The sequence below is a fragment of the Pilosibacter sp. NGB245 genome, from assembly GCF_057397225.1.
Map to the genome: position 1 here is coordinate 2,967,501 of NZ_CM171584.1, position 16,483 is coordinate 2,983,983.

Sequence of the window (16,483 nt, forward strand, 5' to 3'; positions counted from 1 at the left end):
GAAGACAGATACACGGACGAGTCCGTTCTCCGGGATCATCCTGATGATGATCTTTTTCTCGCCGTCAATGTGGTGGATCGCATTGCTCAGATAGTTGGTAACTACCTGCTCGATCTTAAACTCGTCCGCCCAGACATAGACCGGTGTCTGATCGTCGAACTCCACCTGGATCTGGTTCTGCTCAATGAGGATCTTTGACGCATTCACAACGCCTTTGATCAGTTCCGTCAGGTTAAAGCGGTCCATCACCGGCTTGTCGTTTCCGCTCTCGAGAGAAGAGAGTGTCAGAAGCTGTTTTACCATCTGATTCATCTTGTTGGCTTCATCCACGATGACATCGCAATAGTAATCACGGCTCTCTTTCTCCTCTCCCATTCCTTCCTGAAGTCCCTCCGCGTATCCCTGGATCAGGGCGATCGGAGTTTTCAGTTCATGGGAGACATTGGCGATGAATTCTTTTCGCATCTCATCGATCTTTGTCTTTTCCTCAATATCCTTCGTGAGCTGGTTATTTGCGGATTTCAGTTCTGAGATCGTCTCTTCCAGGCGTTCTGACAGCGTGTTCATGCTGTTGCCAAGGACCTGGATCTCCTCCATCTCATGCTTTTCCGGCTCATATTTCGCTTCGAAATCGAGATTCGACATCCGCTCAGAGAGGTTTGACAGGCGGTAGATCGGTTTTGAGATCTGTCGCGCTGTCAGGTAGATGACCAGACCTCCGATCGCCGCTGCGATGATTCCCACATAGAGCAGGAACTGGTTTGCAAGCCGGACGCTCTCCCCGACGCTCGAGAGCGGCGCGCTCATGATGAAGGCCGTGCTGTTGTCCGTGAAAAAGCCCCAGCTTTCCAGGTACATACTCTCGCGCTGCGGGTCGTACGTCTTCTGGATCTTGTACTGTTCGTTTTCTTCCAGGATCGTATACTTTGCCTTTGCCCAGCCGAAGATATACCGGTCCACGCGGTCTTTTAAGAACTTCGTATCCCGGGACGTCGAGTAGACCGTCGCGTCCTCCGTGCTGTTATCAATGATCAGGACCGAAACATTCGCACTGTCGCTGAAGTTCCGGATCAGGCGCTGTAAGTTTCCTTCCGTGATGTTTCCGTTCGCGTCGCGATCGCGCTCCATCGCTTCCTCGATCGTGATCCCGTTGTCTTTATTCTCCGCGATCTGGGCATCGATCGCCGTGTACATGGTGTTTAATGCCTGGACTTTCTTCGTCACATAGAAGTCTTCCAGGTACCACTTGTTGACGCCCCAGATCACAGCCAGGATCACCGCGATCAGTCCAATGAACGTAACCGTCAGACGGGAACGTACCGATTTCATCATGCATCCACCTCGAGTTTATATCCCATGCCCCAGATGGTCTTGATGTTGTCGCCTTTCGGACCAAGTTTGCTTCTCAGCTTCTTGACATGTGTATCGATCGTTCTCGCATCACCGAAATAGTCATAGTTCCAGACATTATTCAGAATCTTTTCTCTGGAAAGTGCAATTCCTTTGTTTTCCATAAAGTAGGTGAGCAGCTCGAATTCCTTGTTGCTCAGATCCACCGGTTTTCCGTCGACTGTCACCTCGTGGGCGTCCTTGTCCACGCGGATTCCGTCCGCCTCCAGGATCTCGCCGGTCGCCACTCCGTTTCTACGGCGCAGGATCGCCTCGATCCTTGCAACAAGAATCTTCGGGCTGAACGGTTTTGAGATATATTCGTCCACGCCGAGCTCGAAGCCGAGAAGTTCATCTCTCTCTTCACTTCTCGCTGTCAGCATGATGATCGGAACCTGCGAGTAGCGGCGGATCGTTTTGCAGACCTCCCAGCCGTCCATCTTCGGCATCATGACATCCAGGATCACAAGGCTGATATCCTTTTCTTTAAAGAAGATATCGATCGCCTCCTCGCCGTCCCCTGCTTCCACAACACGGTATCCTTTGATCGTCAGGAAGTCCTTTACGAGCTTGCGCATTCTCTCTTCATCGTCGACCATAAGTACTTTTATTGCATCCATGAGTATTACCTCCGTATCTATTGTCTCACAAATTTCCTATAGAATAGAAAAATCCCACTTATCATCAGCTATATTTTAGCAGATAATAAGTGGGATTTCTATAAGTTCACGAACATTTCACAAAGGGATATTTCCGTTGTTCACGGGCATTTCTCTGAATGAAATTTCTCGTTTTATTCTTCTTCCTTCTTCTCCACGATCGCGATATCGAGATCCTCAAGCTGCTTCGGATCTACCGGAGCCGGAGCTTCCATCATGAGGCAGGATGCGTCTTTTACCTTCGGGAAGGCGATGACGTCACGGATGCTGTCTGCGCCTACCATGAGCATAACGACACGGTCGAGACCGTATGCGAGACCAGCGTGCGGCGGTACTCCGTACTTGAACGCGTCAAGAAGGAAACCGAACTGCTCTCTTGCTCTCTCTTTTGTGAAGCCGAGAACTTCGAACATCTTCTCCTGGATGTCATCCTGGTGGATACGGACGGATCCGCCGCCGAGCTCGGTACCGTTTAATACGATATCGTATGCTTTCGCGCGGACTGCACCCGGATCGGTGTCGATAAGTGGAAGGTCTTCCTCCATCGGCATTGTGAATGGGTGGTGCATTGCAACATAACGTCCCTCTTCCTCAGAGTACTCTAAGAGCGGGAACTCGGTTACCCACAGGAACTTGAAGTCGTCTTTCTTTAAGAGGTCTAACTGTCTTGCGATCTCGAGACGGAGATTTCCAAGAACATCGAATACAACTTTATTCTTGTCTGCTGCGAAGAACAGAAGGTCGCCCGGCTGTCCATCCATAGCCTTTACAAGAGCATCTAACTCTTCCGGCTTCATGAACTTGCCGAAGGAGCACTTGTAGGAACCATCCTCGTGAATTGCGAGGTATGCAAGTCCCTTTGCACCGAAGCCCTTTGCGTACTCAACGAGAGCATCGATCTTCTTTCTCGGCATTCCAGCCTGTCCGTTTGCGTTGATACCGCGGACAGAACCGCCGTTCTCAAGAGCGCTCTTGAATACAACGAACTCACAGTCTTTTACGACGTCAGATACATTCTTTAATTCCATGCCAAAACGCATATCCGGCTTATCGGAACCGAAACGGTCCATCGCCTCGCGCCATGTCATACGAAGGATCGGAGTCTGGACATCCACGTTGCAGATCTCCTTGAAGAGTTTCTTTAAGAGTCTCTCATTGACTTCGAGAACGTCTTCCACGTCAACGAAGGATAACTCCATATCGATCTGTGTGAACTCCGGCTGACGGTCTGCACGGAGGTCCTCGTCACGGTAGCATCTTGCGAGCTGGAAGTAACGGTCCATACCGGAGCACATTAATAACTGTTTTAATAACTGCGGAGACTGCGGAAGAGCATAGAACTCGCCCGGATGTACACGGCTCGGTACGAGGTAGTCTCTCGCGCCTTCCGGTGTACTCTTAATAAGAGTCGGTGTCTCGATCTCAAGGAAACCTTCATCTGCAAGGAACTGGCGGACCATAGTTGCCACGCGGCTTCTTGTCATGATGTTTCTCTGGAGATCCGGACGGCGGAGGTCAAGATAACGATATTTTAAGCGGAGATCTTCTTTTGTCTTGCTGTTCTCCTCGATCGGGAACGGCGGTACCTCGGACTCAGAGAGGATTCTTAAAGATTTCGCTCTCATCTCGATCGTACCTGTCTTTAAGTTCGGGTTTGCTGCGCCGGAACGCTTTTCGATCGTGCCGACAACTGCTACTGTGAACTCACTTCTTAATTTCTCAGCTTTCGCGAAGCTCTCAGCTCCGCAGTCGCTCTCCTCAAAGATAATCTGGATGATTCCGGAGCGGTCACGAAGGTCGGTGAAGATAATGCCGCCTTTGTTTCTGCTCTTCTGGACCCATCCCATAAGTGTCATTTCCTGGCCTACGTTTGCCTCTGTGACTTCAGCACAGCGGCAGGAACGTTTTAAGCCTGCCATTGATTCTGCCATGATTTTCCTCCTGAAACAGCCAGGATGTCAACGATCCCAACTGAATGTATTATGGTATATTTAGTGTTTTAAGTCTTCCTTATAGAATTCCTTAAACTCACTGTAGCCTTCTTTTCCAAGCTGTTCCTTCTGGAACTTCTTGTTCTTGTTCATCTGTGCGACAAGGATGATCTTTCCTTCCTTGCGGGCCGCCATCGCCTCTTTCATGATGGAAGCAAGTTTCTCGGAGCTCATGCCCTTTTCAAAGAGCCATGCCTCTTTCTCGTTGCCGCCCGGAACGGTAAATCCGTTGTCGAGAAGAATGGTAACAATACGCTCAAATCCGATGGAGAAACCGCAGGCCGGTGTGTCCATGCCTGTGAATTTTCCGATCATCTTGTCATATCTTCCGCCACCCGCTACGGAGCCGCCGAATCCTTCCATTGATACTTCAAAGATGGTTCCGGTGTAGTAGCCCATTCCACGGACTAAGGTCGGGTCAAACGCAAGTTTGAAGCTTCCGTCAGAAACATCGCCGACTGTCTCCATGATCTGTGCAAGATTCTCAGCTGCACCGTCCTCCAACACACCCGCAAGGATCTCTCCCATACGGCGGACACCTGAGGCATCGTTTGTTGCCTGCCCCATAAGCTCTAAGTATTTATCAGCCGTCTCCTCGGAGTAGCCGTTTTCCATAAGCTCTGCCTTTACACCATCCGTACCGATCTTGTCCATTTTATCGACGGTGATGAATACCTTATCGATATCTTCCTCCGGGAATCCGCTGTATACGGCCATCGCACGGAGAAGCTTTCTGTCGTTGACGCGTACCTCAAAGCTGTTGTCCGGGCAGATCTTCTTTAACGCGGTCGTTGTCGCGAGGATCAGCTCGATCTCGGCCTGATTCGTTGCGTCACCGAGAATATCGATATCACACTGGACGAACTGTCTGAAACGTCCCTTCTGCGGACGGTCTGCACGCCATACGCTGCCTACCTGAAGTGCCTTAAACGGAGACGGAAGGTTTGCGGAGTTGTTGGAGTAATATCTGGATAACGGAAGTGTCAGATCATAGCGGAGTCCGCCGTCTGCCAGATCGTTCTCCGTCTCTGCTGTCTCGATATTTAATTTCTCGCCGCGCTTTAAGATCTTGAAGATCAGCTTCTCATTGTCGCCGCCCTGTTTGCTAAGGAGGTTCTCAATGTGCTCCACGCACGGAGTCTCGATCGCGGAGAATCCGAAGCCGCGGTATGTCTCCTTGATCTGGTTCAGCACATAATCCCGGATCTGCATCTCTGCCGGGAGAATATCTTTCATGCCGGTGACCGGCTTTTTCTTTAATGCCATAAAGGTACCTCTGTTTCTCTCTTTATCGCGCAATTTCACGCCTACGTTCACCATAATACGCTGATTGCCTTAGGTTTTCAAGGGTTTTTTCTTTCCTTAATAAAAGTATTATATTTTTCGGACATGGATAAGTCAACTTATTTTGTGAGTTTTTCCCATCCCTCAGCGAAAAGATCGTTACTGTACACGGGTAGGAATTTTCTGAACTGAAAATTCCGTACAGTACAGTGGTGGTAGTGGATTTTGCCGATTTGGAATGCGAAGCATCGGCAAAATCAGTTACTGTTTGCGCAAGGCGTGAACAGTAACAAAAGAGCGGCGGGATCAGCCGCCTGCATAGAAAAAGGACCTCCGCCAGGAAACGGAAGTCCTTTTTCCTTATATTATACGTCTTTCTACAGTCCGGTCCAGCCGATGCTCTGTAAAATCGTTAAAGATACGAATGAGAGGATCACCTGGCATCCGAGGAGCGGCATGAGCCACTTTGCGTATTTTGTCCAGTCTGTCTTTGCGATCGCGAGGGAACCCATCAGAGTACCTGCTGTCGGGAAGAGGCAGTTGGAGAAGCCGTCACCGAACTGGAATGCCTGTACAGCAACCTGTCTTGTGATGCCTGCAAGATCAGCAACCGGAACCATAAGCGGCATAACTGCTACAGCCTGTCCGGAACCGGACGGAATGAAAAGGTTGATAATCAGGTTTGCGACGAACATGAAGTTCGCTCCGAGGATGGAACCCATTCCGGACATCGGGATGGACAGCCAGTAAACGATCGTATTTAAGATGTTTCCGCTTGCAAGGATCACAGAAATACCATTTGCGAAGCCAACAATGAACGCGGCGTTTACCATCTTGGAACAGCCACCGATAAATACCTTCGTTGTTCCGTTGATACCCATACCATTGAGAAGGCCAACAACAACCGCAAGTGTAAAGAATGTAGCTGCGATCTGATCATAGCCCCATTTATATTTTACAGAGCCAACCAGGATTGCCGCAACCGCTACGACAAGACCGATCAGGCTGATCAGGTGCTTCGTTGTTAAATGTGCTTCGATCGCCTTCGCTCCATCTTTTCCTGCGCCCATGCTGTCAGATGCACTCATACCAGCTTCATAGTTTAAGCTCTTCTTCGGATCCGCCTTGATGGTTTTCATGTAACGGATCGTAAAGAAATAGCAGATCGCGAAGTTGATGATGTTTAATACGACACGGACACTGAAACCGGAGAAGATCGGGAGCTCCGCGATCGGCTGTGCAGTACCGATAGTGGAGGCGTTCGCCCAACCTACGTTGAATCCGGAATAAGCGCCTATATATACAAGCAGGAAGCCTGTGAAGGCATCATACCCTAAGTTTGTTGCAAGGATGATTCCGATCGGGACCAGGGCAACGACCGCGTTTGCGAAAACGCCTGCTGCGCCGCCGATGGACATGAATGCCATTACTAAGAATACAAGTACGTTTACATTTAAGTTCTGCTTGGAAGCAAGTTTTCCGAACGCAGCGTGGATCGCTCCTGTCTTTTCAAGGACCTCAACGGCACCGCCGACAAACATGACCATGACCATTAACTTTGCGGCTTTGTAGAATCCCTGTACGACTGCCATGATAGTTGCCCACGGACCGACCGGGGAAGCTTCTACGGTGTGATAGGTACCTGCGATAACCTTGTTTAAGTTGCCCACTTTCTCTGTATCGAATTCACCTGCCGGAACGATCCAGGTCAGGATGGCGCAGACGATCATGAGCATGAATAACAGTGCACATGTACTTGGGATCTGCAGCTTTTTCTTGTTGTTTTCCATAAGTATTCTCCTTTATCTTAAGAAATCTCTCGCGTACTGGATGATGACGGATGCGCCTGTGCGGATGCACTTCTCATCGAATACGTTTTTAGAGTTATGAAGACCGTGTCTGGAATTCGGATCCTCGTTATTTCCGGATCCTAAGCGGAACTGTGCGCCCGGTCCGAACTTCGGGAAGAGAACAGAAAAGTCCTCGGAACCCATTGACGGATTCTTCACGTAGGAAACATGGTCAGCACCGATGGTCTTTGCAGCGGCCTCAGCAACTGCCTCGATGATGGAATCGTCATTTACGAGCGGCGGAACTCCGATTTCCCATTCAACCTCCGCAGTTCCTCTCATAGACTCGGCGCAGCCTTTTACGACGCGGTCGATGGCAGCCATCATTTTTTTGCGGCAGTCCGGATCAAGGCTTCTCAGTGTTCCATGCATCTCCACATAATCCGGGATGATATTGTTTACTGTTCCGCCGTGGATGCTGCCGATGGTAAGAACGCCCGGATATACCGGATAGTTTTCACGGGAGATCACGGTCTGAAGCTGTGTGATCACATAACCGGAGATTACGACCGGATCGATGCAGTTTTCCGGATGAGCGCCATGTCCGCCCTTTCCTTTGATCTTGATATTAAAGAAATCATTGGACGCGTTTGCCGGTCCCTTTTTTAATCCGATGCTTCCGGCATCGATCTCCGGTGATACGTGGAGACCGATAAATGCGTCCGGTTTCGCAACCTGCGTGAAATTGCAGTCGACAAGCTCTCCGGCTCCCATATGCTCTTCTGCCGGCTGGAAGATCAGCATGACCGTTCCGGCAAGCTCCTCACGGATCTCTGATAATACCTTCGCGCAGTAGAGAAGCACGGTTGTGTGGATATCATGTCCGCAGGAATGGCAGGCACCATCATTCTCGGAGGCGAACGGAAGTCCTGTGAGTTCCTTCATCGGAAGTGCGTCGATATCCTCGCGGATCGCAACGGTTTTTCCCGGTTTTCCGCCGCGGATAACGGCAACAACGCCGGTCTTCATCCCGATCTCAGCGATCTCCACACCGTATTCCGTCAGTTTTTCGCGGATGAACTCCGTTGTCTTATATTCCTTGTTGCTAAGCTCCGGATGTCTATGAATATGCCTGCGAATGGCAATCATTTCATCTTCATACTTTGCTGTGAGACTCATTGTATCCATATTGGAGTACCCCTTTCTAATTTATTTATAAAATTTTAACATTTCCATTATAATACATTGTTCTTTAAAGTTCAACCACTTTAATTCGGTAGCACTATAAGAATAAGATATGTCTGTCATAGACATTTTTTATTCTGAATCAGGAACGCCCCGTATAAGAGTCCCCGGATCAGGGAATCCTTCCGGAAAGCAGCGGCCTAAAACCGCAACAAAACGATTGCAATTTATGCCAAAAAATTTTATAATGGTTGGTATATTTCAGGAGTGTCTGCTTTTGTCGAAAATACCGGGAAAACGACGGATTTCTGCGGCGGACATGACCGGATGGTACGCTAAAAATGAAGGTGGGAGATTTTATGGAAGAAAACAAACTGAAAACGATCGAAGGCGAGCTGGAAGCGCCTGCTGATTTCACAAGTCCTGATATTCTTTACCGGGATCTTGTTGCCAGTATCAGAAAGTACCATCCGTCCGATGATCTGAGCATGATCGAGAAGGCATATCAGCTTGCGGATAATGCCCATAAAGACCAGAAGCGAAAATCCGGGGAACCGTACATTATCCATCCACTCTGTGTGGCGATCATCCTCGCGGATCTCGAGATGGATAAAGAGACGATCGCAGCCGGACTTCTCCACGACGTGGTGGAAGATACCGTATATACAGAGGAACAGCTCGCCGAGATATTCGGAAAAGAGGTTGCCCTCTTAGTCGACGGTGTTACAAAGCTGACCCAGTTATCCTGGTCGGCGGATAAGGTGGAAATGCAGGCGGAGAACTTAAGAAAAATGTTCCTCGCCATGGCAAAAGATATCCGTGTCATTATCATCAAGCTTGCGGACCGTCTCCACAATATGCGGACGCTTCAGTACATGCGCCCGGAAAAGCAGAAGGAGAAGGCGAGAGAGACCATCGAGATCTACTCCCCTCTTGCTGACAGACTCGGTATTTCCAAGATCAAGATCGAACTGGATGACCTTGCGTTACGGTATCTCGAGCCAAATGTATACAAAGAACTGGAAGAAAAGATTGCCCTGACTAGCGAAGCGCGCCAGAAATTCATCGATGACATTATCGCCGAGATCAAGGCCCACATGGAAAATGCTGAGATCAGGTGCGAGGTCAACGGACGCGTCAAGCACTTCTTCAGTATTTATAAAAAGATGTTAAACCAGCACAAGACGCTGGACCAGATCTACGATATCTTCGCGGTCCGCATCATCGTGGACTCCGTAAAAGACTGTTACGCGGCTCTGGGTGTGATCCACGAGATGTACAAACCGATCCCCGGCCGTTTTAAAGATTATATCGCGATGCCGAAGCCGAATATGTATCAGTCCTTACATACGACACTGATCGGCACAAACGGCCAGCCATTTGAGATCCAGATCCGTACCTTCGAGATGCACCGTACAGCGGAATATGGTATCGCTGCCCACTGGAAATATAAAGAGAGCGGCAGCGGACAGGTTGCTGCCGGTGATGAGGCGAAGAAGTTAAGCTGGCTGCGTCAGATCCTCGAGTGGCAGCAGGATATGTCCGACAACAAGGAATTCTTAAATGCCATCAAGAGCGACCTCGATATGTTCTCCGACAGCGTGTACTGTTTTACACCGACCGGAGACGTAAAGGCACTGCCAAGCGGCTCCACACCGATCGACTTTGCTTACTCGATCCACACGGCTGTCGGAAACAAGATGGTGGGCGCGAGAGTCAACGGAAAGCTCGTAAATATTGACTATGTGATCCAGAACGGTGACCGGATCGAGATCATGACATCCCAGAATTCCAAGGGACCAAGCCGTGACTGGTTAAATATCATCAAGAGCAGCCAGGCGAGAAACAAGATCAACGCCTGGTTCAAGCAGGAGCGGAAGGCTGACAATATCTTAAAAGGCCGCGAAATGATCGACCGCTACTGTAAGGCAAAGGGGATCAACTTCTCCGATATCAATAAGCCGGAATTCGTAGATAAGGTTTTAAAACGCTACGCGTTCCAGGACTGGGATTCTGTTCTGGCATCCGTCGGACACGGCGGATTAAAAGAAGGTCAGGTCATCAACAAGATGATCGAGGAGCGCACAAAGAAGCTGAAACGCGAAGTAACCGACGCGACGATCCTTGATGCCATCGGCGAGAATAACAAACCGGCGGTAGTTCCGATCAGAGGCAGCAAGTCAAAGAGCGGCATCATCGTAAAAGGCATCCATGACCTTGCAGTTCGTTTCTCCAAGTGCTGCAGCCCGGTTCCGGGTGACGAGATCGTTGGTTTCGTGACGAGAGGCCGCGGAATTACGATCCACAGAACCGACTGCATCAACGTCTTAAATCTCCCGGAGATTGAGAGAAGCCGCCTGATCGACGCGGAGTGGCAGGGCGTTGAGGAGGACAACAGTGCCGCGACCTACTCCACAGAGATCTCGATCTTCGCGAACAACCGGATCGGCATGTTCGTGGATATCTCCAAGATCTTCACAGAACGCGAGATCGATATCAAGGCCATGAGCTCCCGCGTGAACAAGCAGGGCAAAGCGACGATCACCATGAGCTTCGATATCCATGGAATCGAAGAATTAAACAACCTGATGGCAAAGTTGCGCCAGATCGACGGCGTGCTGGATATTGAGAGAACCACGGGCTGATAACTACAATTTCAAATGAATGTCTGCCGCCGGCTGTTCTGAAACAGAGCAGGTCGAATGCAGTCGGAAAAAGGTCTGCCGGAGGTATTACGGACGGTAGACCTTTTTATACATGGATTTTAAAGAAACATTTCCGTTACTGTACACGGCACAGGGCCGGAGTCCCTGCTTTGTGCCAGGAAAAATGGAGGAAAAGTAAGATATGAGCGAAATTCGCATTAAGACTCTGGTAGTCGGCATGGTCGGAACGAACTGCTACCTGGTCTATGATAATGAGACAAAAAAAGCTGCCGTCGTGGACCCGGGCGACAGCGCCGACAAGATCGTCAATATGGCAGTATCTCTGGGTTTAAAGCCGGAGGCGATCCTTCTGACCCACGGTCACTTCGACCACATGATGGCCGCAAAGGAATTGAAAGAAGCATGGCATGTGCCGATCTACGCCTGTGAAAAGGAGATCGAGGTGCTTTCAGACAGCAGAAAAAGCCTTGTATCCAGCTACTACAGGGAACCATATACGCTGACACCGGATATTACGGTGAAGGAGGGTGACGAGCTTTCCATCGCCGGATTTACATGGAAAGTATTTGAAACACCGGGACACACCATCGGTTCCTGCTGTTACTATATCGAAAAAGAATCTGTTCTCTTCTCCGGGGATACCCTGTTTGCAGGCTCCTACGGCCGCACGGATTTCCCGACGGGAAGCGGACGCCAGATCGCGGAGTCTGTAAGACGCCTGCTCTCCACACTGCCGGACGACACCATGGTCTATCCGGGGCATATGGACACGACTACCATCGGTTTTGAAAAGAAGTATAATCCTCTTTCGGGGGCAATGGAATGATTGGAATTTTATTGAACGATACTGCTTATGAGCAGGATATCCGGGAGCTTTTGATGGCGTTTTATCCGGGTGAGATTTTTGTCCATGAGAAACAGGACGATGTGGATTTTTACGTGGAGGGAACCTGCTCACAAAATGCGGATGAGACGAAATTTGGTTTGAAGATCACGGATCCGGCGGGCACCGTCGCAGATGAGACCGTATTTCCGATCGACTACGATGTGCGGTTAAACGCAAAGACAACGATCAAGAAAGAGCTTTACGGCATGTTAAAAAAGCGGACGGGAAAAGAACTCCCCTGGGGGACCCTGACCGGTATCCGCCCGACAAAGATCGCCATGACGAGACTTGATCAGGGTGAGGATGAGGAGAGCATCCGCTCCTTCATGCGGGACATGTACCTGACAAGCAAAGAGAAGATCGACTTAAGTGTGGAGGTCGCGAAACGGGAGCGGGAGCTCTTAAGCCATATCGACTATGAGACGGGATACAGCCTCTATGTGGGAATTCCGTTCTGTCCGACCACCTGCCTCTACTGTTCCTTCACCTCCTACCCGATCGGAGCGTGGGAAAAGAAGGTTCATCTCTATCTTGAAGCGCTGTTTAAAGAATTAGACTATGTGGCAGAAAAGATGAAGGGACGTACTCTCGACACGGTTTACTTTGGCGGCGGAACTCCGACATCCTTAAAGGCCGAGGAACTGGACGCCCTGCTCACAAAGATCGAGAATACCTTTGACCTCTCAAAGGTACAGGAATTCACTGTGGAAGCCGGACGTCCGGACAGCATCACCGAAGACAAGTTCAAAGTTCTCCGTGCCCACAATATCTCCAGGATCTCCATCAATCCGCAGACGATGAAGCAGGCAACTCTGGATCTGATCGGACGCCATCACACCGTGGATATGGTGAAGGAAAAATTCCGCATGGCAAGAGATCTTGGCTTTGACAATATCAATATGGACCTCATCATCGGACTTCCGGAGGAAGATATCGATGACGTCCGCAGCACCATGGAGCAGGTCAGAGAGCTTGCCCCAGACAGCGTGACGGTCCACTCTCTCGCCATCAAGCGTGCGGCGAGACTCAATATCTTCAAGGAGCGCTACGCGAACTTAAAGATCCAGAACACTCAGGAGATGATCGATCTCACCGCGAAGTACGCCCGCGAGATGGGTCTTGAGCCGTATTACCTGTACCGTCAGAAAAATATGGCCGGAAATTTCGAGAATGTCGGCTATGCGGCACCCGGAAAAGCATGTATCTACAATATCCTCATTATGGAGGAAAAGCAGACCATCGTGGCCTGCGGTGCCGGAACCACCACGAAAGTCACGTTCCCGGCGGAAAACCGTCTGGAACGCGCGGAGAATGTGAAGGATGTAGCTTCCTATATCGAGAGGATCGACGAGATGATCGAGAGAAAAGAGAAGCTGTTGAGTAAGTTAGTTTAAATATACCTGCTGCGCTGACTGCAGGATAGCGCAGATCAAACGCCAGATCTGGGCACGCGGCAACAAAATACGCTGTACATGGGGTTCATTCTCCTGTACAGCGTATTTTTTAGATTCAACATTTCATAGGCTGGAAGGCAAAAATCCCATCAGCGAAGCTGATCTGGAATGGATTTTTGCACGTAACTATGAAGGTACTGAATAGTTACCTTTTCTTTTTACCAGGTCTTCCTCATGTATAAAAGTCCTGTGAGATCTGCCAGTATCCAGCCGATCGGGATCGCCATCCAGATTCCTGTCTCACCGAGGAATGTGGCAGAGAGCACGTAGGCAAGTAACACACGGATTCCGAGGGAGATCACTGTAAGTACCACAGACATCTCCGCCCTCTTGATCGCCCTGTAATATCCGTAAAGCAGGAACAGGCAGCCGATTCCAAAATAGAACGCACCCTCGATCCTGAGATAACGGACGCCGGAGGCGATGACCGCCGTCTCTGCGGAGCTCACGAAGATCTGCATGAGCGGTGCCGCGAAGGCAAAGACCAGCGCTGAGATCACAAGGCTGAATGCCGTGCTGATGGCAAAGGATTCCTTTGTGCCGCGGCGGATCCGTTCTTTATTTCCCGCGCCGTAGTTCTGGGCAACGAAGGTCGAATAGGCATTTCCAAAGTCCTGAACCGGCAGATACGCGAAGGTGTCGATCTTTACTGCCGCCGCGAAAGCCGCCATGGTGGTGGCGCCAAAGCTGTTTACAAGCCCCTGCACCATGAGGATTCCAAAGTTCATAACCGACTGCTGCAGGCAGGTCAGGGAGGAAAGGCCCGCGATCTCCTTTAAAATTCCGCCGTCAAAGCAAAGATCCTTTCTCTCCGGAAAAAGGCTTCTGCATCGGAAAAGAACGTAGAGCAAAATACCGATCCCGGATACGTACTGGGCAAAGATCGTCGCATAGGCCGCACCGACGATTCCCCAATGAAAGACCGCCACAAATAAAAGATCCCACGCGATGTTTAAGATCGCGGATACCGCAAGAAACACCAGCGGAACCGTAGAGTTTCCCAGTGCTCTTAACAGACAGGAGAAGAAATTATAGAGGGACGTGGCGAGCAGACCCGCGAAAATGATCAGCAAATACTCTCTCATACCGCCCCAGACCTCCTCAGGGACCCGTAAGAAGCTTAAAATCGGATCAATGAAAATATAGACAACTGCGTTCAAAACAAGCGTTACAGCGAGGATCAGGCCGCAGGCGTGGGCGATGGAAGACTTCAGTGCTCTCTCATCTCCTTTTCCCCTGTAAATGGAAAACAGTGCGCCGGAGCCCATGCTGAGTCCCAGAAAGATCGAGGTCAGGAATGTCATCAGCGTGTAGGAAGATCCCACCGCCGCCAGAGCATTTTTTCCAAGGACACGGCCGACGATCAGGGTGTCCGCAATGTTGTAGAACTGCTGTAAAAGATTTCCTGCCATCATGGGCAGGGCAAATAAAAGAAGGGAGCGTGAGATGCTCCCCTTTGTAAGATCATGGTACATGGAAACTCACTCCGTTATCACAGATTTATAAACGTACTGCACAGATATTTCACTGCACCGTACAGTTCTTCCATCATAGCATGATTCCTGTTCTTTTACAAGGTGATCCCCACGGTCAAAGTCCTGTCAGCTTCCGCCGCGTTTTCATATAGACCGGTCACTCACAGCCATGTACCTTATCAGCACCGCCCTTTACGCAGGCGCAGACTTTGGCTCGTTGTTCGCGTAAACAAAAAGAAGGCAGAATCCACACCAGCTCGATTCTGCCTTCTGCTATTTTTATGTTGCTTAGATCACACCAGTCATCTTCAGAATGATCTGTGCGATGATCGTGGAGCCCAGGAATGTTCCTGCGAAAGTAAAGATCGCTACGATCACGATCGCAAGTCCCTGTTCCTTGAAGGTATCCACATCCTTGCCGATGGAAATTCCCGCATATGCAAGGATCGGAGTGCAGAGCGGAAGAAGTCCGATCTTTCCAATCTGTTCGATCGCATAATCTGCGATCGGGCTGACACCCGGGATCGTGATCAGGATCGCGATAAATGAGATATAAGCGATTGCCGGAAGATTCTTCGGTGAAACCTTATTGATCAGCTCATAAATGATACAGCCCACCAGCGTGCATAAAAGAAGAAGCACGAGCCCGGGCACTGCCTCAAGCGGGGTTACCGGGTTTCCGGCCTTTGATGTACTGATAAAATTGCCGATGGATGCGAAGATGCATACAAGGACAAGACATTTGATTCTTTTAAACCATACTGCTGCGTCCATATGGATCCCTCCTATTCTTCCCCGGCTGCTTTAACTTTTACCTTAGCGCCGATCGGGAGTCCGTCTTTATAATGCCTGTTGTTCTTTGTAAACAGCTTATACATGAATTCACACATCGGAAGTGCGATGAAAAGACTCATATAAAGGCCATCCACACTGCTCAGCATATTTGAGGTCGCCGCATAAGCAGTGATCTCCGCTTCCATATCCGGATATGCCTCAACGACTGCCGCAAGGCTGGCAGAAAGCATGGATGCGGAACCTGTTCCACACGCCATTCCAAGCGCGTACGGATGGAAGATATTTAAGGAGCAGAGGAGGGAAACAAAGATACCGTTGAACATGGTTCCGAATACAGTACCTGTGATATATCCACCCATAACACCGATTCCTTCATCTGAATCAAGACCGTATTTATCGGCAACGACCGCAAGGGAGCTCTCTCTTGAAATAGAGAAGGAAGTTCCAATTGCAGCGCGTCCCATATGGAATACAAATACGGCGATCGGGAGCGCTAAAACCGCAGTTCCCAGATTTCCGAATTCCTGAAGGATCAGCGCCGGTCCGGCTTTGACAACCGCGCCGAGGTTCGGTCCGATCGTGGATGCGATCTTTGCTGTCAGCATCATAACGCTGATTCCAATATACGGTGATGCTTCTGTCATCATCTTCTGTGGAATCATTTTCGCGATTCCAAGGATTGCTCCAAGGATCAGTACATACAGCATCGGAAACAGTGAGAAGGACAAAGGCCCGAAACTGAATTTTTTGGTGCCGATAAATTCGGCAATTACGGTGAGTACGAAAGCAAGTGCATGGATACGCCAGTCAGCCATATGCTCTTTCATATTCAATCCCTCCTTTTCTTTTTCGGCAGCCGCATCGAAATTCAACAACTACCCTTTTTCGCCTCTGCACGTTTCACTTTTG

General features: G+C 49.8%; 12 protein-coding genes (1 of these 12 running past the window's edge). 3 read left to right on the forward strand and 9 right to left on the reverse strand.

Features of this window, described 5'->3' with window-relative positions:
- The 6 genes from ACXMYH_RS13270 to ACXMYH_RS13295 all read right to left on the reverse strand — a co-directional run.
- Positions 1-1,332 carry the 5' portion of a sensor histidine kinase gene (locus ACXMYH_RS13270; RefSeq protein WP_486555049.1) on the reverse strand. Its footprint begins 213 nt before the window's first position, so only the first 1,332 of its 1,545 coding nucleotides appear in the window; it begins with the start codon at positions 1,330-1,332; the stop codon falls past the left edge of the window.
- Positions 1,329-2,009, reverse strand: a complete 681-nt coding sequence (locus ACXMYH_RS13275; protein WP_486555050.1) for a response regulator transcription factor — start codon at positions 2,007-2,009, stop codon at positions 1,329-1,331. Before ACXMYH_RS13275 ends, ACXMYH_RS13270 begins: the two co-directional genes overlap by 4 nt.
- Positions 2,010-2,182: 173 nt before the next feature.
- Positions 2,183-3,979: an aspartate--tRNA ligase gene (gene aspS / locus ACXMYH_RS13280; protein WP_118322537.1), complete on the reverse strand. Its 1,797-nt coding sequence runs from the start codon at positions 3,977-3,979 to the stop codon at positions 2,183-2,185.
- Between the two features lie 60 nt (positions 3,980-4,039).
- Positions 4,040-5,305 carry a histidine--tRNA ligase gene (gene hisS / locus ACXMYH_RS13285; protein ID WP_486555051.1) on the reverse strand — a complete coding sequence of 422 codons (1,266 nt, stop codon included), beginning with the start codon at positions 5,303-5,305 and terminating at the stop codon, positions 4,040-4,042.
- 395 nt (positions 5,306-5,700) lie between these two features.
- The gene (locus ACXMYH_RS13290; protein ID WP_486555052.1) at positions 5,701-7,113 is read right to left on the reverse strand and encodes a YfcC family protein; all 1,413 of its coding nucleotides are present in this window, start codon (positions 7,111-7,113) and stop codon (positions 5,701-5,703) included.
- A 12-nt stretch (positions 7,114-7,125) separates the two neighbouring features.
- Entirely contained in the window at positions 7,126-8,301 is a 1,176-nt protein-coding gene (locus tag ACXMYH_RS13295) for a M20 metallopeptidase family protein (protein ID WP_117471266.1), read from the reverse strand.
- Positions 8,302-8,657: 356 nt separating this feature from the next.
- On the opposite strand from ACXMYH_RS13295, the gene ACXMYH_RS13300 reads away from it, so the two are divergent.
- From ACXMYH_RS13300 to hemZ, 3 genes are all read left to right on the forward strand, one after another.
- Positions 8,658-10,943 (forward strand): RelA/SpoT family protein, encoded by a 2,286-nt coding sequence (locus ACXMYH_RS13300; RefSeq protein WP_486555053.1) that lies wholly within the window; start codon positions 8,658-8,660, stop codon positions 10,941-10,943.
- 202 nt (positions 10,944-11,145) lie between these two features.
- Complete coding sequence (locus tag ACXMYH_RS13305) at positions 11,146-11,790, forward strand: MBL fold metallo-hydrolase (protein ID WP_486555054.1); 645 nt, start codon at positions 11,146-11,148, stop codon at positions 11,788-11,790.
- On the forward strand, positions 11,787-13,244 hold the full coding sequence (gene hemZ / locus ACXMYH_RS13310) for a coproporphyrinogen dehydrogenase HemZ (protein WP_486555055.1): 1,458 nt from the start codon (positions 11,787-11,789) through the stop codon (positions 13,242-13,244). The genes ACXMYH_RS13305 and hemZ overlap by 4 nt, the downstream gene beginning before the upstream one ends.
- Positions 13,245-13,462: 218 nt before the next feature.
- Here hemZ and ACXMYH_RS13315 read toward each other — a convergent pair whose 3' ends face one another.
- From ACXMYH_RS13315 to ACXMYH_RS13325, 3 genes are all read right to left on the reverse strand, one after another.
- Entirely contained in the window at positions 13,463-14,779 is a 1,317-nt protein-coding gene (locus tag ACXMYH_RS13315; protein ID WP_486555056.1) for an MATE family efflux transporter, read from the reverse strand.
- Between the two features lie 288 nt (positions 14,780-15,067).
- Positions 15,068-15,553 carry a DUF340 domain-containing protein gene (locus tag ACXMYH_RS13320; RefSeq protein ID WP_118530867.1) on the reverse strand — a complete coding sequence of 162 codons (486 nt, stop codon included), beginning with the start codon at positions 15,551-15,553 and terminating at the stop codon, positions 15,068-15,070.
- Between the two features lie 11 nt (positions 15,554-15,564).
- Positions 15,565-16,401 carry a DUF3100 domain-containing protein gene (locus tag ACXMYH_RS13325; protein ID WP_117485796.1) on the reverse strand — a complete coding sequence of 279 codons (837 nt, stop codon included), beginning with the start codon at positions 16,399-16,401 and terminating at the stop codon, positions 15,565-15,567.
- Positions 16,402-16,483 lie beyond the last annotated feature (82 nt).